Here is a 19,761-nt window from a genome sequence, read left to right as displayed (position 1 = left end):
GATAAGCTGTGTTTACTATCGAGTAAAACCTATGTGTACAGAGCTAGGCCGAATTTCGGTGATAAGCATCGGTAGACTCTCGCTCATTCTAATCTTAATCGAAGTGGCGGCGGTCACTTCTCTAATACGAGTAGAAGAAAATGAAAAACTCTATGTTAACAGTCAGTATTGCCATGGCACTTGGCATGGCTGCATCGAACGCATTTGCACATGGTTATATGGATAGTCCAAAGGCAAGACAAGCGATTTGTGAGGAGCAGGGCGGATTTTGGTGGCCAAAAGATGGAAGCAATATCCCAAACGCGGCATGTCGAGCAGCTTACCTGGCATCTGAGCATGTGCAGTTTGTTCAAAAGCATGAGTTTGCAGCGAATGTTCCTGATTATTTTAATCTACAAGCTGTACAGGCTGCTGTTCCTGACGGACAACTTTGTGCGGGTGGCGACAGAAACAAAGCAGGTATGAATATCGCGTCGAGTGAGTGGCAAAGAACTGCGATAACGCCAGATGCTCAAAACCAAATTAAAGTGAGATTTCGTGCAACAACGCCTCATAATCCAAGCTTTTGGCAGTTTTATCTCACCAAACCGGAGGCGGATATTCAGTCAAAGCCCCTAGCGTGGCAAGATTTAGAGCTAGTGCAAGAGTATGGCAATGTAGACTTCTTCGTCGCACCAGACGGTAAACGCTATTATGAAATGCAGGTTGCGGTGCCGAGTAAATTTAGCGGAGATGCTATCTTGTATACGCGCTGGCAGCGTGATGATGTGGTTGGTGAAGGCTTTTACAATTGTAGCGACGTTACTATAGTGCGTGATACTACACCGACTGAGCCGGTAAGTTGGACGTCTGCTGGGTTCTTTATTAAACCCGGTCAACAAGTCAATGTAGGTGACACTGTGTGGTTACGTGTGTTTGATGGTGATGGCCAAGAGTTGGTACAAGAAAAACTCTCGATAACACAAAGCAATATCAATCATTGGGCAGCGCAATTTGCTAGCACACTTAATAATAATCATGCGAATACGTTACAAATTGGCGTACAACAAAGTGACGGCAATATTGTATTTGATGCTGCGCAACTCGCTGCTAATCAGCTATTTGTTAGTGTTCCCCAGTACACTTTTAACCTTTCAATTTTAGCTAAGCCACAAAACCGTGCCCCTGTGGTTCATACCCCCGCCGATATCACGCTAAAAGAGGGCTCAAGCACATCACTTCATGTTCATGCGTTTGATGATGACAAAGATCCACTCACCTTTGCATGGCAGATCCCTGCATCACTGAGCTATAGCGGTAGCGGTGCAACTATCACGTTGGCTGCGCCTGGGGTTCAGCAAAATACCGACTATCAGGGGCAAGTAACCGTTTCTGATGGCACGTTTGAAAAAACCGTTAGCTTTACCATCACAGTGACTAACCAAACCGCACCACCAAATGGTGATACGTGGCGTGCCGATCAAGTTTATACCGCTGGTGATACCGCAGTGTATCAGGGAAAAAGCTATCGTGCTAAATGGTGGGTAAAAGGTCAGCAGCCCGATCAAAGTGATGCGTGGGAACTGGTCGATAAGTCCGATGCTAGTAACACATGGAATGCCAATAAGGCATATACAGGCGGCGACAGAGTGAGTTATCAAGGCGTTGAATATCAAGCGCGCTGGTGGACCAAAGGTCAACAACCAGACAAGCACTCAGTATGGCGCAAGCTGTAGTCTAAAACCCCGCTGAAAATCACTGGTAGATACCACTGCCAGTGACCTTAATCTCAAGTGCAAGTGTAGCAGTGTTGGCTTTTCGACAGACGTAAATTTATAAAAATGCAATATAGAAAATTTTTTAGTCGTTTTATTTGAGTTTAGTTGTAAGAAATATTTTCTCACTCTTTAGCTGAGTTTTTAAACTTATTAAATAAGATGTTGTTGTGATTTTGTGAATTTTACATTTATTGTGGTATTTTAATTTATGCAATTTATGGGTTGTTGCGCATTTATTGGGTCCTAGTTTATATTTTTGTGGTTGGGTTGAATTTCCTGTTTTCAATGTTATTATTCTGTTGGTTTTTAATTAAAAGGAAATTTCATGAAAGTTTTATCTGCTGGTGCATTATTATTCGCTATAAGTACAACAGCTTTTGCTGGCAATCCAACGAGTGTAGGTGATGTTGTTGCTCGAGATCTATCAATTTCAGGCCTAGGTTGGGCTGGGCACGTTGGGATCTGGGACGGTTCAAAAGTACTTGAAGTATTGAATGATAACACTGTCATTCACAAAAACACGCTGAGTAGCTTTAAAGGTGCTTCCTCATACTGGGGCGCGAAGTACGGTCGTGGTACTAGGCATGGAGAAATCGTTGAAGCTGGGTGGGCCCAACGTAGCTTTGATCCAGAATACACAATCACAGCACAATATACAGAAGGTAAATGGGTATATCAAAATGGTAGTTTTGTAAAAGTGAAGGCAAAGTTCCGTTGTGATACTTTTGTGAACTACTCATACAAAAAGGTTACTGGTGAGAATTTAGTTACCGTTTTCACTCCGAGAAATCTTTATAATAGCTTCCCAAGCACTAGATAATTTGAGGTGGATATGAAACTAATTGCAAAATATGTAGCATTATCTTTATTAGCTGTTTTTTTGGTTGTCATTTATTTTGTATCCACAGCAGAAAAGGAAGTAAAAAAAACTGCAGTAAATAATGAGACCGTTCCTTTTATTAGCCAGTCCGAGCTCATAGCTACACTTCCCGATTTTTATGATATGGATGTTAAATTAACAGATAAAAAAAATAATAAAATATTAGAGTTAGCAGATACGCTTACTTTAACATTAAAGAATAGTTTTGGTACAAAGGCTATGCTTGATTTTGAAGCTGAGCTAATAGAGCTATTAAAAGATCCGACTATATCAAGAAAAGATAAAATAAGTATATTGTGGAATATGGTACAGCAGTTAGGCGTGGAATCAGAGCAAGGCTTGTATGTGCTTGAGTATATGAGTACGTTGGCTCCTATTGAGCTGTCCAATGAGTTAATTTCGCTATTCGAAAGTGCATCAGAGCGGGCAAAATTTGGCTTACTAAATGTACTTGAGACTATCTTACTGGTTAATGAAGAAGAGGCGAAAGTTTCTGCCATGTATTTATCAGAAGTAAAGCAGCAATTACTCGATGTAATTAGTGGTCAACTAGCCAATGTGGAAGATCCTGCATTAGGCTTTTCAATTCTTGAGGCTGTTGTTGGTCACCTTCCTTTTGAGAAAGCCAAACTACTGATAGATGACCAGTTTGTGATATCAGAAAATAAATCTAATAACGTATCAAATGATGCTATCAGAGCAACAAAAGCGGGAATTTATAATCGCCTCGCATTAGCTAACCCTCAATCAAGGACTGAATTTTTGCCGCAATATATTCAAACTCTTAATAATGAGCCTTCACAAACGGTAGAGCGAGAGTCGCTAAGGCAAGATCTCTTTAATATTATCAGAATAGATGAGTTTATGAATGAGGCTCCGCATGAGTTTAAACAAACGGTGAATGCATTTCTGGCACGAGATCTTCCTGTGATGGACATCGACAGTGCTGAATTTGATTATGATGCCATAAAGCTGTATTCAGATTTGTCAATTGCGATGGCAAAATTGAGTGCATCGGCTCAACGCTCTAGTGAGAGCATATATACACAACAGATTAATGCAGCTAAAAGCCCACTTGAGCAAGCGATTTTGATAAGTCGTTCACCGTATCAGCTAAATGAATTATTAACTGATGAATTTACCCGAGCAAGAATTAGCAATGACTTACGAGCAGAGGCAAAACGGATAGGCGCAGATTCTGCCTATGCTGATTTGCTAAACGATGCCGCATCTCGGTTGTAGGTAAACGCGTTGTAGCCACTTTTGATTGGCTACAACACTTACTACGTAAAATCATATATTACATTAACTGTTGTGGTTTGATTTCAATATTAGCGCTATCAGAGCTTACCCATACTTCGCCATCTTGAATGGTAATAGTGAGCTTGATGCTACGATCTGCTAATTGGGCTAAAGCCTGAGTCGCACTATAATCCAAACTGAAAATACTTAGATTTTTAAAGTCGTATAATTTAGGCTGATGTTTTTGCCACCAAATCGCTTGATTATTTTCACCATAGGTGTAAAGGATCACTTGCTTTGATTTATTGCACGCTTTTTTAAGGCGTTTTTCATCAGGCAGTCCTAGTTCAACCCAAAGCTCAATCTCTTCGCTGTAATTCTTAACCCATAGTTCAGGTTCATCGTCAGCGCATAAGCCTTTGGTAAACTCAAGTCCCTCACACGCATTTAGTGCATAAGCAAGTAAACGGATCATTAACCGTTGTTCGTTTTCAGAAGGGTGTTGAGCTAGCGTTAAATTAAAGTCTTGGTAAACATGTCTGTCCATATCACTGAGTGATAGTTGGGCTTTGATAATAGTAGATTTGAGCGCCATAAATTTGCTTAAAAAATTTTTGCGCCAGTATAGCGGGTTGAGATAACAATTTACAGAATGTGATTGTGGAAATGAAACACAGCCTCGCAATGAGACTGTGTTTATTCGAATTGCTTAACGTTCTAGCTGTTAATTACAACTAGTCCAGATAGCCTGAACATTGGGTAACGACTCTCTTAGTTTGCTTACTTGAGCACAGTCGATATCTGGGTTTCCATATAAACTTAAATATTGTAAGTTTGTTAATCCGAATAAGGGCGACAGATCAGAAATACCCGTATGGTCTAAATCTAAGTTAGTAAGCGCGCTGTAATTTTTGATAGTACTATAATCTGCCAACTTGGTATTACTGAAATTTAGCTCAGTCACGCTAGTAGGTAAAACAAAGAAAGAAAAGTCGTACACTATAGTGTTATTTGTATTTAGTTTGAATTTAGTCAACGTTTGAGGAAGTACCACTTTTGTCGTCAATTCATCATTTAGGCCATTAACTTCAATACTATTGAGTGAACTAAGCTGCGCTAAGTTTGGATCTCCTAGTAATGAACTGTTAATTGAACCAAAAAAGTGTATGTGTGTAACATCTTCAAATTGAGCGATGCCTTCTAATGAGCTAATAAAAGAGCCGTAGCAAGTAAGAGTGTCTCGCCCCAGTGCGTCTTGATAACCTCGCACAATGATGCATTGTTTAAATGCTTCGTCAGTGATCAAACTTAAGTCGATAGGCTTTTTAATACAGTTGGAGTTAGAGAAGAATGTGTTTATGTCATCAACAGAACTTAGTAGCTCCTGATCATCACAGTAAATGGCACTGTCCTGTATTTTTAGACTTTCAAGTTTGCTCAAACTTGCAAGCATATCGGCTCTAAAAAACTTACTGAACTTTTGTAACGTCAGTGATTTTAAAGCTGTTAATGTAGCTACAGGAGAAATATCAGCTACCTTTGACTCTATGATTGTCAATGTTTCAAGACTGTCAAATTGCGAGAGCTGAGAGATGTTTTCTAAATGGGGAAAACCTTCTAGCCTTAGTGTTTTCAATTTTGAGTTAGAACCTAAATTGTCGAGTGTAGTTACTGCTTTAGCGTAGTAACTTTCGCGTGAATGTAGTTCCACAGAACTAATTGCCGATAGGTTAGTTAGATCAATTAGCTCTGAAAAGTTGTAAGCACTAGCGTAGAGCGAAGTTAAGCTTGGCAGTGCGATATTATTTACGCCTTCAAATGACCCTGCGTAAACATGAAGCTTTTCTAGTGCTTGCATCTCAGAAATATTATTAAAATCGAAATTATAGTTGACGTCTTCAATTTCTAATGTCGACACTTTAGTGAGGTTTGATAAAACGGATAAATCCACATTGTTACCAATCTGAGAAATACTCAATGTATTTAGATTTGGTGTCAAAGATAACCAGCCAAGATCATTGATGTAATTCAGATTTGATAAATCAAGTGATTTTAGCTCTGGCATAGATTTTAAAAAGCTAAGAGACGAAATGTTCAGAGAATCTAGCGTTAGTGATTCTAGTTCGGTAAAGCTTGCAAGTTGGCTTGTATTACTAAGTCTGAATTGATTTAATGACAAAGACCTAAGCGTCTTATTATTGATAATACTGCTAATATCAAGTTGTGTGCTAGCAGCTAGTTCGAGCACTTCTAATTCACTAAATCCACTTAAAAATTCGAAATCCTGGATTTGTGTTTCATCTAGAATGAGCTTTTTCAATCCTGTTTTGGTTTCGACAGCTGCATGGTCTGCGGCGGCTACATTTTTTAAAAGTAATTCACTCAAGTTAGGTATGGAGTTTAAAAATGCGAGTGAACTTAAATCTGCAATGTTGTCTAGCGCTAGGCTATTTAAATTAGTGAAACGTCTTAATTCGCCAATGTCATCGACGCGAAAATGTTTTAACTTTAAAGTCGTTAGGCTTTCACTCTGAAGCGTATTTAAGGCGAGCGTTTCGTAGTTGTAATCGTTGTTTGCTAATTCAAGAGTTTTTAATTGCTCGAAACCAGAAAGGTCTAAGTTACTGAAATGTAAGCGTCTGTTTCCCCAAGTGTGTATGTCATTCTCAGTAATTGATAGTGATTCTAGCTTAGTAAGCGCACTTATTTGGGTTAAGTGAGTTTCAAGATATTGAGTATCAACGGTTTCTAAAAAAGCATTATCAAGCTTTAATGACGTCAGTGTCGAGATGTTCGCAAGCTCACTTAGATCCTTCAATTCTGCATTGGTAATATTTACAGTAGTTAAACCTGTTAACTCAGATAAACCTGATAATGTTTCGATTGGATAGTCACGACACTCAACAATTGATATACCTGCATCTTTGTGTGTATCTGATAAGCACTGAGCAAGCGCCGTGTCTGAAATCGTTAAGCTTGAAAGTGGAGCATACGCATTTAGGTTGACGGTCAATTCCTGTGAGCTTGAGACCCCTTTATCGTCTGTCGCAGTTAGCTTAAATGTTAGCTTGGTCGCTTCATTGATATCAGGCGCGCGAAACTCTAACGTTTCACTATTGTTATTTGTTAGCTCAACAGTTGTACCAGCTGTCTGCTCCCAAAGCAAAGTTTCAATCGCACCATCTTCATCTGTTACGGTCGCAACGGCTGTGATTGAGTCTCTCTCCATTGCAGTAATTGGTGTTATGGTTGCAATTACTGGGGCTTTGTTGGTAGGCGTGATTGGTTGGTCAGTTCCGGTATCATTGCTGTCGCTGCCACTTCCACCGCCACATGCGACTAAAGTTGATGCAAGCAATGAAGTTACGATTCCCTTGTATATAGCGCTTTTAATCATCTTGATATCTTATTTTGTTTTATTCAATAATCAGTGGGTGCGGAAGTGTACGTTATTTAGAGACTCGTTTCTAATAATTACACTATCAAATGAGTAGGTCATTTTTGATTATTATGTATATACTTCCTTAACATATTGATTATTAAATATATCTTACTAGACCTGTGAAACTTAGCGTTGGCTAAATTTTTATCGCTACTAGTTGGCATTCCTGAAGATGTGCGAATAAGTCGTCGATCTCCTATGAGAATAGTGCTTATTATTTTTGAATCGGCAGGCTTTATCTCTCGATAGGCCTATGTCAAAGTGCCATGAAGCGCACTGACTGAAGGCTATAAAATTAGGATAGGTATATGGATAAGCTAAAAGCAATTACGGTATTTAGGCGCGTTGTCGAGCTTGGAAGCTTTAGCGCGGCGGCCGATGATTTGTCGTTATCAAAGGCCGCGGTAAGTAAAAATATCAATGAACTTGAGGCCTATTTAAAAAGCCCTCTTATTCATAGAACCACGCGTAAGATGCATGTAACTGAGAGCGGACAACAATACTATGACCACGTCAGGACTATTTTGGATGAATGGGCGAGTGCTGATCTTTCTATCATAGAGTCTTCGCAGCAACTTTCAGGGCTTTTAAGGATCAATATTCCAATGTCGGTAAGCATATTAATGTTAAATCCAGCCATTTGTGAATTTATGAAACAGTACCCCGAAATATCGGTAGAAGTTGTCATGAACGACCAGTATATCGACTTGGTCGAACAAGGGATTGATATCGCAATTCGTGGAGGAGAAGCACTAACAGACTCGACGCTTAGGTCCAGAAAACTAACTACTATGGATCGCGTTCTTTGCGCTTCTCCATCGTACTTAATACAATATGGTACACCTACAAGTCCTCAACAACTGATATTGCATAATTGCTTGGTTTATAGTCTATCTTCTTCAGCAACTAGGTGGACATTTTCGCGAGAGGACGACACTCAGGTTGTCAATATTCAAAAGAGCAACTATTCCGTTAATAACGGTTTGGCTTTAAAACAAGCAGCATTAGCTGGGCTTGGAATCATGATCCTTCCAGAAGTTTTTGTTGCAAAAGAAGTAAACTCCGGTGAATTACTACCATTGTTACCGGATTGGAAAATTAGTCCCCATGCGCTCTACGCGGTTTATCCCTATCATAAAGCGCAGTCACAAAAAGTGCGCGCATTCATTGATTTCTTAACTTCCTACTTAAAATATGAATAACTCAGAGAATAGTCGAAACGCCACATAATACGCAAGTACACAGCTGTTTTATTGTTTACTCTCAGTGTTTAATTTGTTTACTGTAACTATGTTTTTCTACTCATTATTAATATTTAGACTTGGAAAATAGGCTCGACAGTGATGGTTTTGCCTTACTTGTCTAATTATTTGAGGAGAAATTAATATGAAGAAGTTTTCTAATTTAGTGCTTATTACGCTTGTTTCGGTATTGCCCCTATCAAGCTGTATCGCCAATGCTACCCAGAGTGAGGGGCAGCTTATACTGTCGTATAGTGATGGCAGAGCCTCGTCAAAAGGGATTGCACAGGTAAATAAAGTATTACGTCGTGTCGGGGTGAGGGTGAGCACAGTGAATATTCCAGAAGAGGCTCGGCCTATTCTGGAGGTGTCCAAGAAAAGGGCGATTAACGAACAAGAAAGCATGCAGTTACTGTCGCTGTTTTCCTTGCACCGAGGTGAGCTACTAAATGAAATCAAGCAAGCTGGGCGTCAACCGGAAATGCATCGTGGCGGATTCTTATCTACTTCAGAGATAGGCGTTGCACCTTACCCTAAGGTATACGATATGAAAGCGATGAGCAGCGAAGTTAAGTTCTATCTACAAGAAAAGTTTGGGAAACTACATGTCAATAGCGCTGAAAATGGTGTTGGCATCGATGAAGTAATGACGATTGTATCAGGTGGCCCATGGACCTGGTTCTTTTTACTACCAGATAACGTGATCGGTAAGCTAACGTTAGGACAGGTAAGTAATCACAGTAACGCATGGCGTATTAGCTACCCGGGACTTGTTCCACACGGAGGCTTTTTGGACTCTGAATATGGCTTAGTAGTGGCCTACGCGCACGGACCAAAAAATTTCGTTATGCGATATGAAGATCCGAGTGTGATGGGTGCTGAACTATTAGGCACTAATGCATGGATTGATTTTACGTCTGAGTCGCCACAATTATTAGATTAAGGATATCTGAGTAGTTCCACTAAGCTTTTTGGCGGTGTCGATGATTAATTGATTTGATGAATTGATCTTCAAGCTATAAATGGTTTTAAGGAGAATACTTTTTTCACCAAAATCTAAGTAACATGGCTTTTGTCTTAGGAAGTTTTGCACAATATTGATGAAATAAAGTGAATAAGAAGCGTTGTTTTTGGTTGCTTGATTAAAGAGGTAATTGGTCTGGTAAAAAGTACCTAGCTGCTTTAGAAGTGCTAGGTACTTTTTGTTATGTTTATTGAACAGTAACGTTTATGTAGTTAGTTTCAAATGGTGCAATTTCTATGGTTCCGGTCGCATAGACTTCTTTACCCACACCTTCACCTTTAATTTTTATATAATACTGCCCAGCAGGGATAACGATATCAGTGTAGGAATGTGTGCCAAAGTGGATCGAATCGCCTTTTACTAACCAGCCTTCAGGGGAAACTTCGTATAGATAGCCTTCACACCTTATTTTTCCAATTCGCGGATGTTTGCATTCGTTAAATTTAAGTCTGGTTTTTCCACTTGGATTTTTTGCCGTTTTTACAAATGCGAATGAGCCATAGTTTCGAGCCGTTTTAGTCGCTTGATGAGGCCACACTTTTTCTTTGTTGACAGAATAATCATTACTAGAACCACTACTCGTTGCTGAAACAACGGTTCCTGAACTGCCAAAAATACCATTAATGGCGCCGTCTACACCGTCATTCACGACGCGGTTGATATCATTACTTTTACAAGCAGTGAGAGAGGCGAGAGAAAGCGCGATAAGCGTTACTTTTTTCATTATTTGTCCTTGAAGTTCCATTCTCAGCAGCATTTTACTGTGTCAGCGATTTTTGCAAAGCTCAGCTAGTTAACTATTTATTAAGCCGAAAACCAACACAAATCGTACGAGCATTCTGTGCTCCAATAATGCTTCCTGTTATTTTTGAGTTAAATCGGATAAAAGTTTACCTTGTGACGAAAAAAAGTCCAACAAAAAGCATGCTATATAATGACTTTGCTCATAAAACAGCATGAGAAAAAGTCATTTAGGTATAAAATATAGGGGGGCATTACTGCCCTCCAAGTTGATTAGTCACTTTGCAGTGCTTCGATTGGGTCTAGCTTTGAAGCCTTGATTGCGGGATATACACCAAATGTTAAGCCAACTAAGGCACAAATACTAAAAGATAGGAAAATAGCACTTAGAGACCAAGACACTGCCCAGTTTGAGTAAAATGCAATTATCTCTGAAAGTAAAATACCAAACACCACACCGAGTAGTCCGCCTAATATCGAGATGGTAAAGCTCTCTGTAATAAACTGGACTTGAATATTTTTCCGAGTGGCGCCTATTGCTCGTAAGAGGCCAATTTCTTTGGTTCGTTCAAGTACGGTTGCGAGCATGATATTCATAATACCAATACCGCCAACAAGGAGTGATATACCCGCAACGCAAGACATCACCATATTAAAAATAGCCTGTGTTTGTTTTTGCTGAGCAAGCAAAGCGGCGGGAATGGTTAGCCTATAGTCATCAATATCGCTATGGCGATTGGTTAATATGTTAGTGATAGCTTGAGATGCCAAAATTGGACTCTGAGATTTGTCGATGGCGAGTTTCAGTTCGGTAACCTCTGGCTCAAGTAACCCTTTATTAAAGCGATGAATAGCGGTCGTTAGCGGAACAAAAATTCGGCTTTGTTCACCACCTAGAGCAACGCCTTGAAACTCCTTTTTGTTAAGGTGCGGTGCTTGCAAAATGCCAACAACCTCAAACCATAAATGGTTAATTTTTACTTGTTGACCAACAGCGCTCCCGAGAGGAAACAGAGTTTTTGCGGTATTTGCGCCGAGTAATGCAACCTGCCTATATTCCTTGCTATCTTCCGTATTTAGCAGGCGACCCGCCGCGAGTTCATAATGCGCAAGGCTAAAATAGTTTGCTGTGACGCCCGCGGCTTCTCCTTCAAAGCTGCCGAATTCGCTAAATATCTGGTAGGTATCCACCAGTCGCTCTGCCGAAAAGTCACTAACAAAGGGTAGGGCGTCGACAATCACTTGGCCGTCTAATAGATTAAGACCTTGCGAGTGTTTTCGTTGTTCTTTTAGGTCATTCTCTTCAATGTCTTTGGCACTGACAATAACATTATTGATCCCCATAGAATCGATCATTTTAAGCGCTTCACGTTCAGCACCTTCACCGATGTTTAACATAGCAATAACGGCCCCCACACCAAAAATCATCCCGAGCAAGGTCAATAGGGTTCTGAGCTTATGCTGCTTTAATTGCACAATAGCGTCGGTAAATAAATCCAAATATTTCATTACAGTTCCTTATTCGCGACGAGTGCAATTTGTTGTTTGGGAGATAAGCCTGCCAGTACTTCAGTATGGCTTAGGTTGCTTTGGCCTAATTCCACTTTTACGCGTTTAAACTGGCTACCGTCTTTAACTTGAACAAAAAATGCGTTGTTATCATTGATCACGCTATGTTTAGGCACGAGTAACGCTTGTTTATTTTCTTGGACAAATACCGTAGCGAGTACTTTATTGCCTGGCTTAAAGTGGGCTGGAGTCTCATCAAGGCTTGCGATGATCTCATAGTATTTTTGTGGATCTCCACGACGAATAGATTGTGGGTAAGGTGATACTTTTGTGATTTTACCATCAAAGCGCTCATCGCTATTGGAGAGCAGGGTAAACTCAACCTTTTGGCCAATCGCAAGGCCAAGCGCTTCTTTTTCATGGACGAAAAGCTTAGCTTGCAGGGATGAAATATCTGGTAACCCCCCGATCTTTTGCCCAGGCCATAGCGCTTGGCCTGATTTGGGTTTTTCGCCACGCCAATCGGCACTGAGGGTAAGTAAGCCATCGTGTGGCGCGATGACTTCAAGACCTTCTAAGTTTGCGTTGTACATCGCAATTTTGCTTTCATGCTGTTTTGACTGCAGTTTTAACAATTCCATTTCTCCAAGAGCAGAAGATGAAAATTGCTCTGTCTGCCAGCCAAAATAAGCCTCTTTTGCATTGAGATACTCAACATTTTGCATTTGATCTAAAATGTCGAGCTTTGAGCGGATCCGTTCATCGTCAACTGAAAAGGTTTCGGCAAAGTGTTTCTCTTCACTGACGATAACTTTGTCGCTATCCAAATGGGATTTTCTCGTGGTTAAATCACTATCGGTGACGGTAATGTCTTGCGCGACTTTGCCTTTGTCGAATTCACTAAAGCGTTTTCGTCTTTCTAATTGGCTACCATCGAAGCGGGCAATAACATCGCCTTTTTTCACCTGAGTGTACTCAGGCATGATCCATGCGAGCGTCTGAGCCCCTCTCGCTGAGGTTGGGGCGGATATGACGGTTTCACTTTCGGCCTCCAATTCGCCTTCGGCATTAACGGTGATAGCAAAAGGCTTCGACTCCACGGTATATAATAGTTGCGCAGGCTGTTCAGTTGCTTCTTGGCAGCCAAGTAACCATAGTGGGACAATGACTGCGAGTAACGTTTTTTTCATAGCTTTACCTCCGCGCCTTGACTAATACCAGAAGAAATCACGGCAAGTGTCGGTGTGGTATAAGATACAGTGACCTCTTTCTCTCCGCTATTTGTGTCTATAAACACTTTACCCGCACTTTGTTTTAACGCGTTTAATGGCACGGTCAAGGCGTTATCGAGTTGTGCTGTCACTATCTCTACACGAGCGGTCAATCCTGGTCGCAGCTTTTCGGGATCGACTTTGTCGAGCTCAATAATAGCATCAACAATGCGGCTTTTATCTTGATGCGACTTTTCTCTAAAAGCTTTTCCTATTTCAACGAGTGTTCCGCCGATAACATAACCGTCGGCGCTGTCTATGGTAACTTTGACCTTTTGCCCCAATGTAATCCGTCCAAAATCGGCTTCTTTAATTTGTGCTTTTACTTGCATTTGTTCAATAACTGATAGCTCAACAACAGGTTGACCAAATTGCATGGATTCACCAACACTGGGTTTTTCTCCTTCCCTGTTTGCTCGATATGCGACTAACCCTTCCATTGGCGCTTTTACTTGTAAACGCGCTATATCACGTTTTAGCTCTTTTACTTCAGCATCCATTCGTGCAACCTTACTTCTTGCCATTTGGATACTCAGTTCTTTGTTGTTTAGATGAAAAGCGAGTTTACCGCGGGCAAGTTCTAAATCATTGTTTGCAATGGTGAAGTCGATTTGCGCTTTTTTACGATCGTTGTCTGAGCGTGAGTTATCTATGATCTCTGCGCGTCGTTTTGCCTTATCAAAGTTCATTTGCGCTTCAGCGAGTGCGAGTTTGTATTCTTCTTCTTGCTTCTCGACTTGAGCTTGTTTATTTTCTAGCTCTTTTTTTGCTTGGCTTAGTTTCGAATTGTATTCCATCAAGCGATCTCTAACGGTTTGATCGTCAAATGAAACAACAATTTGGCCTTTTTGAACCGTGGTATTTTCAGGCATTAACTGTTTTATTTTGTATTGCCACATACGCTTGATTGAAGGAGGGGCTATCAACGCTCGGCTTTTTGATTCCAATTCACCATTCGCTTCTACTGTGATAGTGATTGGCTGTGCCTTAACGATATGTATATCGCTGGGGGCCTGACTACAGCCTAGTAAATAGAGTGGAATGATGACTGCCAGCAACTTAACTTTCATTTTTCTCTCCTGGCAAAGTTATGCTTCCGCTCATGCCCGGTAGTAGTGGCAAATCGGTGTTGAATGTGAACTTAGCTCGGTAATACATGCCTTGGCCCCAGTCTTGACGCTTTTCTGGTTGTGTTGATAGCTCAGTGAGGGTACTAGGCGTTGATGAGGAGCGAAAGGCGTCAAATTTTAAATCGGCGGTTTGACCTTCCTTAATGCCAATAGCATCTACTTCATGGATCCAGGTTTCTAGATACAGACCCGCTGTAGAAGGGATTTCTGCTACTTTCCAACCCGGTTGTACTGTTGCGCCAGCAAACAACTTGTTGCCATTCCAAGGGTGATCCGTATACAGAATTGGGCCGCTGTTACTAGCCGTTAGACTCATTTTATCGAGCTGCTCTTGGTTGTGCGTGAGGCTTGCTTCTAGCCGCTTTATCTCTAGTTGCTGTTTCTGAGTATTTGCCTTTGCTTCAGTTTCGGCCTTGCTTAAGCTGATTTCGGCTTTATGGTTTTCGATAATCGCTTTTTCTAACGTCAACTGGTGTTGCTCGTAGTCGTAGGTGCTGATATTGGCTTTTGGCACGCTAGCATCTATTTTGGCTCTTTCGACGAGCAAAATGGTTTTTTTCAACTGAAACTGAGCTTCGAGTATCTTTTGGGCGCCGTCTTGCTCAATTCGTTTGTACTCATCTTTTGCAGCATCAAGTGCAACTTTATCTTGATCGATGGAGGTCGCGATGGAGCCTGAATCATAGACGACGACGATGTCACCCTTATTAGCAACTTCACCCTCGGGCAGCATCCATTGAATTTGAATCTTCCAAGAGTCACTCATCGGCGCGTGAAAGACCTGAGTTTCACCTGCTTTAATAAGACCCGAAACGATAATTGGTTTGGCAAAAGCCTGCAAAGAGGTGAGCAGGGCGATGCTTATAATATAGCTGCGCATTGGCTATCCTCCACTTTCTCGCCATCTTTCATTCTGATGATACGCTCGGCATATGCTGCAATATCGTCTTCATGCGTTACCATTACAATAGTGTGGCCTTGCTGGTGTAGCTGACATAGTAATTCCATGATCTCATGCGAGGTTTTACTATCTAAGTTGCCAGTTGGTTCATCGGCAAAAATGACTTTTGGCTCATTGATAAGAGCCCGAGCAATAGCAACACGTTGGCGTTGTCCGCCAGACATTTCGAAGGGTTTGTGATGTGCTCTGCTATCAAGACCTACTTTTTTTAGCATGGCAAGTCCGCGACTTTTTGCCTCTGATGGGGAAGTCTCTGTGTACCTTAGCGGTAAGATGACATTTTCCAGTGCGGTCAGGCGAGTGAGTAGGTGGAATGTTTGAAAGATAAAGCCAATTTTTTGATTTCTAATTTGTGATAAGGCTTCATCTTCCACGGCCTGAATTTCTTGATTAGCAAGATAGTAAGAGCCGGAAGTTGGAGAATCTAAGCAGCCAAGTATATTCATTAAGGTAGACTTTCCAGAGCCAGAAGACCCCATTACTGCGACAAATTCACCTTCCATTACTTCTAGAGAAACTGATTTTAGTGCATGCACTTGTGTCTCTCCGCTTCCGTATACTCGGCTTAAGTTTTCGACCCGAATCATTGTAGATTATAATCCCTTGTTTTTATTATATTTTATTCATGGTTCAGAGGTGTTTAGCCTTGTACCTAAATTTGAGTGTAACTGTTGTGTAGGATAGAGTAAACCGAGTAGGTACTAGACGAAAAGAGAATAAGGTAAAAAGTTGTTTCTGAATACTGCGGATTACAGAAAGTGCCTAACAAAATTGGCTGTTAGGCACTTTGTGCGCAAGGTTATACCAATTTGCTTAATTAGGCTCTACCCAAAACGCTCCAACCTCTTTTTTAACCACTTTGACTTGTGTTCCTGCAGTAATAGGCTGTTTACTTTTTAGTTGCCACGCAATACCAGAATAAGTATGAAAAATACGGCTATCCGCATTCAAGTCCTTTTCTAGCGTAAAGGTAAGCTCAGCAAAATCACTGGTTACTTCTTTGTTGTCAGTGACGTCTTGCATGCGTCTTAGTGGTTTCCATAAAAACACAGCCAGTAATATTGTGACTAACGCATTAAACCAAAGTGCGGTCAGCCAAGTTTGGTTGAGCATACCTGCGTACATTAGACCACCGCTGATCACCAGCGACAGACCCAAAAAGAACAGTACAAAGGTCGCAAAACCAAGCACAGCAACCTCAACAATTAGGCAAGCAATTCCTAGTACTACTAAGGTTTGTGCTAAATGCTCAAGTAAAAAGGCCATAGGCGTTACCCTTGCTTTTTATTTAATGTATTAATAATAGACATGCCTTGTGCCACAAGCGAACTTGCATCTGTGCCATTGTCTGGTAGCAATACCACAGAAGATTCTTTAGCTATCGCTTCTTTTGCTGCAATGGCTTTTGTGGCTAAGTCAAGCTGGATGGCTTTTTGGCCTTCTTCGGTATTTGCGGCTTCACCGACTTTACGAAGGGCTTCGGCTTGTGCGTCTGCAACGGCAATAATCGCTTTTGCTTCACCTTCAGCTCTTAGGATCTGCTCTGCCTTTTCGGCTTCAGCTGCAAGCACCTGCGCTTGCTTCTTACCTTCCGCGACATTGATTGCGGCTTGACGGTCACCCTCTGACTCTAGTATTTGAGCTCGTTTCACACGCTCAGCCTTCATTTGTGCTTCCATTGCTTCCATTACAGAATTTGGTGGCACAATATCTTTAATCTCGTAGCGTAGTACTTGAATACCCCAAGGATCAGAAGCTGAGTTGATGGCGGCGACGATGTTGGTATTAAGTAAATCTCGCTCTTCAAAGGTTTTATCCAACTCCATTTTACCCAGCTCGCTACGCATGGTGGTTTGCGCGAGCTGAGTTACCGCGAAGATATAATCGTCAACACCGTAAGTCGCTTTATACGGATCTAAAACTCTAAAATAAAGTACACCATCAACAATCAATGAAATATTGTCTTTAGTTATGGCTGATTGAGATGGTACATCAACGGCTTGCTCCTTTAAGCTCCTATCGGCCGCTACGCGGTCGATAAATGGCAGAATAAAGTTTAGGCCGGCTTCTTTAGTGGATTGATACTTGCCGAAACGTTCAATAATCCACGCACGGTTCTGCGGGACAAATTTGATACTCCCTTTTAGTACCACAATAACGAAAATCAATAAAAACGCTTGAATGGTAAAAAGGTAATCAAAAATAAGTGTGACTGGATCCATGTTAGCTCTCCTACTACATAAGAATTGTTCGCATCAAATGCATGTTCCCAATATAGATGAATAACGTAAGAATAGCTATTGGTTTGTTTCCCCCTCTGTGTGTCTATGATGACTGGACTTTTTGGGCAGTTTTGCATGTGGTTTTTAAAGAAGTGTATAAATCATGTTTATATTTAGATGTGACTAAAAAATATCGATTATTTTTCTACTTTATAATGACATCGCTGTCATTTTTTTGTTTTGAGATGTAATTACCTCTTACTTTGTAATTAAAGATCTTAATTTATAATTTAGTTGATAACATTGCGTTGACAAATTTCATTTATTGTATATTATGCCGTACCCTATATGGGTTTAAAGGATTTTACTACTGTGTTTGATAGAATTATAAAGACAGTGTCTTTTGGTTTTTTGTTTGCCTTGTTTAGCTTTTCTGTTAATGCACTTAGCTTGATTGAAATTAAAAAGGTAGAAGATGAAATTCGAGAGTTGCCACATCTTTCAGATCTTGGCTTGAATAAAGTACCTGGAATTGTTGTTAAATTAAATAAATTTGAGGTTGATTTTAACTCCCTTAACCCACTGCCAAATGACGCTGAGCTGCTTAAAGAGGCAATATTTAGCTGTAAAAATGCTCTAGCAAATCATGTTAATCAAGCAAAATTGTACTCCGTACTACAGCAAGAAATGATTGATTTATCTGAAGGTACGAGTAGTTTATCATTAGTACAAAAAAGTATCATGATAAATATTCTCCTTGCAGGGCCTACAGCAATATCCTCTCAATTTTATTCTGACTATATTAACAGTGACGAAGCTGGTGGTATACGGCTTCGAGAAACACTCATGTATTTTACGCTTCATCCTAAAGCTAGTGTTAAATCAAGAATTAGTTTAATGGCAGATGAAAGCGTTCATCCTATTTTTAGAGGTCCCGCGAGCTGGGCATTTGGTAAACTATCCGCTCAAAATGATCCTGATGCAATTGCTCAACTATCAAAAGCGCTAAATCAGTCAATTGGAGACGACTTTGGCTTCGATAGTAAGTTATTAACGTTATTAGGGCTAGCTGAAATAGCTGACTTTGATTACATCAAATCAAATTATTCAAATGTTGGATTAGGGGATGAGTATCTCGCTATTGCTGAACGTTATATAAAATTAAAACGCGCCTTATCATCAGATAAAGATAAACTAATTGAATTAAACTTTAATGTTAAAATGGGGCAGTATGAAAGAGATGAAGCCATCAAGTATATATTGGAGAATAACAAAACGAACCTGCTTTCAAAATTAGGTGTTTTGTCTGATTTGGAAAATGGAACCTTTGTGATCGAAGAAGTCTCTCAACTGGCTAGTATTCTTGGTTATAGAATTTCTGGTAGTTCAGATAACCCAGTGATTACGGCTATCTAGTATATTATTTTATGGTTTACTTTATGAAAAAGTATTTAACGTTTGGTCACAGTTTTCTGTGTATTTTAGTCCTAACGCTCACTGGCTGTAGTGCATTTGATAAGTCCTTTGGTTTCAGAGGCCCGATAGTTGTAACAATAGCAACCAAAGATGGTAAACAGCCTGAAGCGCCATTTTTAATTAAATCTTCGCATGTTGAGGTTGGGGGTCATGGGGGAAGTGGACATAGAATGGGCTATCTTTATGAAAGAATTGGCGATGCAAACCAACCTATTATATTTCCAAGGGAGCACTTAGATCTCAAATATCCTAATGCTTATGCGTTAATACACTTCAAAGTGCGCCATCCTATGTACCATATTAATTATTCAAGTGCATATTTTGCCCCAAGCAAAGCTGATGACCCAATTCCCTTTACAGTTGAAGTGGTTCCGCTGGAGGCGGTTTTGGCTCGAATAGAAAAAGAGGCTGAGCGCGCGAGCTTGGCGATGGAGCAGCTCGCACCGGATAGCCCAGAATATTACCGCCAGAGTTCGTTATTTGAAAAGGCTAGGCACAGTTTAGGAACTTTGGTATCACAGCATATTGATTCCATAAAAACCGACTATTTACCAGTGCTTCCAAAAGAAATACAAAAAGCGGTGAGAGAAAAATATAACCCGATATTTAAAGAGTTATATTATCGCTATCCAGAAACCGACTGTGGGCTTTTGATGTATTGCCAAGAAAAATTAAAAAAACCAAGAGAACACGAATATAATGAACTATAAAAAGGTAAGTGTTGTTGCTTTAAAAATTTACATTAATTATATGGGATGGAAATTTTGTGATCGAAGAAGTCTCTCAACTGGCTAGTATTCTTGGTGATAGAATTTCTGGTAGTTCAGATAATCCTGTAATTACGGCTATCTAATATATTATTTTA

The 19,761-nt window shown here is 40.4% G+C and carries 17 protein-coding genes; 7 read left to right on the top strand and 10 right to left on the bottom strand.

The window, feature by feature from the left end; all coding sequences use genetic code 11:
* Positions 1-140 precede the first annotated feature (140 nt).
* From MHN30_RS14325 to MHN30_RS14315, 3 genes are all read left to right on the top strand, one after another.
* A complete protein-coding gene (locus MHN30_RS14325; protein WP_130165982.1) occupies positions 141-1,715 on the top strand; it encodes a lytic polysaccharide monooxygenase in 1,575 nt (524 codons plus the stop codon).
* A 367-nt stretch (positions 1,716-2,082) separates the two neighbouring features.
* Positions 2,083-2,577, top strand: coding sequence for a hypothetical protein (locus MHN30_RS14320; RefSeq protein ID WP_045989288.1), 495 nt, complete (start codon positions 2,083-2,085; stop codon positions 2,575-2,577).
* 12 nt (positions 2,578-2,589) lie between these two features.
* Complete coding sequence (locus MHN30_RS14315; RefSeq protein WP_130165983.1) at positions 2,590-3,879, top strand: hypothetical protein; 1,290 nt, start codon at positions 2,590-2,592, stop codon at positions 3,877-3,879.
* A gap of 58 nt (positions 3,880-3,937) precedes the next feature.
* Here MHN30_RS14315 and MHN30_RS14310 read toward each other — a convergent pair whose 3' ends face one another.
* Positions 3,938-4,474: a YaeQ family protein gene (locus MHN30_RS14310; RefSeq protein ID WP_069021772.1), complete on the bottom strand. Its 537-nt coding sequence runs from the start codon at positions 4,472-4,474 to the stop codon at positions 3,938-3,940.
* A gap of 129 nt (positions 4,475-4,603) precedes the next feature.
* The gene (locus MHN30_RS14305; protein WP_239360096.1) at positions 4,604-7,276 is read right to left on the bottom strand and encodes a hypothetical protein; all 2,673 of its coding nucleotides are present in this window, start codon (positions 7,274-7,276) and stop codon (positions 4,604-4,606) included.
* 353 nt (positions 7,277-7,629) lie between these two features.
* On the opposite strand from MHN30_RS14305, the gene MHN30_RS14300 reads away from it, so the two are divergent.
* The gene (locus MHN30_RS14300; protein WP_239360095.1) at positions 7,630-8,523 is read left to right on the top strand and encodes a LysR family transcriptional regulator; all 894 of its coding nucleotides are present in this window, start codon (positions 7,630-7,632) and stop codon (positions 8,521-8,523) included.
* A 184-nt stretch (positions 8,524-8,707) separates the two neighbouring features.
* Positions 8,708-9,505, top strand: coding sequence for a hypothetical protein (locus MHN30_RS14295; RefSeq protein WP_130165986.1), 798 nt, complete (start codon positions 8,708-8,710; stop codon positions 9,503-9,505).
* Between the two features lie 268 nt (positions 9,506-9,773).
* On the opposite strand, the gene MHN30_RS14290 is transcribed toward MHN30_RS14295, so the two are convergent.
* The 8 genes from MHN30_RS14290 to MHN30_RS14255 all read right to left on the bottom strand — a co-directional run bounded on the left by MHN30_RS14290 (position 9,774) and on the right by MHN30_RS14255 (position 17,420).
* Entirely contained in the window at positions 9,774-10,310 is a 537-nt protein-coding gene (locus tag MHN30_RS14290; RefSeq protein ID WP_010607431.1) for a hypothetical protein, read from the bottom strand.
* A 290-nt stretch (positions 10,311-10,600) separates the two neighbouring features.
* Positions 10,601-11,836, bottom strand: a complete 1,236-nt coding sequence (locus tag MHN30_RS14285) for an ABC transporter permease (RefSeq protein ID WP_010607432.1) — start codon at positions 11,834-11,836, stop codon at positions 10,601-10,603.
* A complete protein-coding gene (locus MHN30_RS14280; RefSeq protein WP_239360094.1) occupies positions 11,836-13,026 on the bottom strand; it encodes an HlyD family efflux transporter periplasmic adaptor subunit in 1,191 nt (396 codons plus the stop codon). Before MHN30_RS14280 ends, MHN30_RS14285 begins: the two co-directional genes overlap by 1 nt.
* The gene (locus MHN30_RS14275; protein ID WP_130165988.1) at positions 13,023-14,177 is read right to left on the bottom strand and encodes an HlyD family efflux transporter periplasmic adaptor subunit; all 1,155 of its coding nucleotides are present in this window, start codon (positions 14,175-14,177) and stop codon (positions 13,023-13,025) included. The genes MHN30_RS14280 and MHN30_RS14275 overlap by 4 nt, the downstream gene beginning before the upstream one ends.
* Positions 14,167-15,117: an HlyD family efflux transporter periplasmic adaptor subunit gene (locus MHN30_RS14270; protein WP_239360093.1), complete on the bottom strand. Its 951-nt coding sequence runs from the start codon at positions 15,115-15,117 to the stop codon at positions 14,167-14,169. Before MHN30_RS14270 ends, MHN30_RS14275 begins: the two co-directional genes overlap by 11 nt.
* Entirely contained in the window at positions 15,099-15,785 is a 687-nt protein-coding gene (locus tag MHN30_RS14265; protein ID WP_010377912.1) for an ABC transporter ATP-binding protein, read from the bottom strand. The genes MHN30_RS14270 and MHN30_RS14265 overlap by 19 nt, the downstream gene beginning before the upstream one ends.
* Before the next feature lie 226 nt (positions 15,786-16,011).
* Positions 16,012-16,464 (bottom strand): NfeD family protein, encoded by a 453-nt coding sequence (locus MHN30_RS14260; protein ID WP_130165990.1) that lies wholly within the window; start codon positions 16,462-16,464, stop codon positions 16,012-16,014.
* A gap of 5 nt (positions 16,465-16,469) precedes the next feature.
* Positions 16,470-17,420 (bottom strand): SPFH domain-containing protein, encoded by a 951-nt coding sequence (locus MHN30_RS14255; protein ID WP_128725481.1) that lies wholly within the window; start codon positions 17,418-17,420, stop codon positions 16,470-16,472.
* Positions 17,421-17,792: 372 nt separating this feature from the next.
* Between MHN30_RS14255 and MHN30_RS14250 the strand changes: the two genes are divergently transcribed.
* On the top strand, positions 17,793-18,836 hold the full coding sequence (locus tag MHN30_RS14250) for a hypothetical protein (RefSeq protein ID WP_130165991.1): 1,044 nt from the start codon (positions 17,793-17,795) through the stop codon (positions 18,834-18,836).
* 23 nt (positions 18,837-18,859) lie between these two features.
* Entirely contained in the window at positions 18,860-19,606 is a 747-nt protein-coding gene (locus tag MHN30_RS14245) for a hypothetical protein (protein ID WP_130165992.1), read from the top strand.
* The last annotated feature ends 155 nt before the right edge of the window (positions 19,607-19,761 follow it).

The organism is Pseudoalteromonas sp. OF7H-1, from assembly GCF_022347825.1.
Lineage (GTDB): Bacteria > Pseudomonadota > Gammaproteobacteria > Enterobacterales > Alteromonadaceae > Pseudoalteromonas > Pseudoalteromonas maricaloris.
This window is presented reverse-complemented; position numbering and strand designations above follow the sequence as displayed.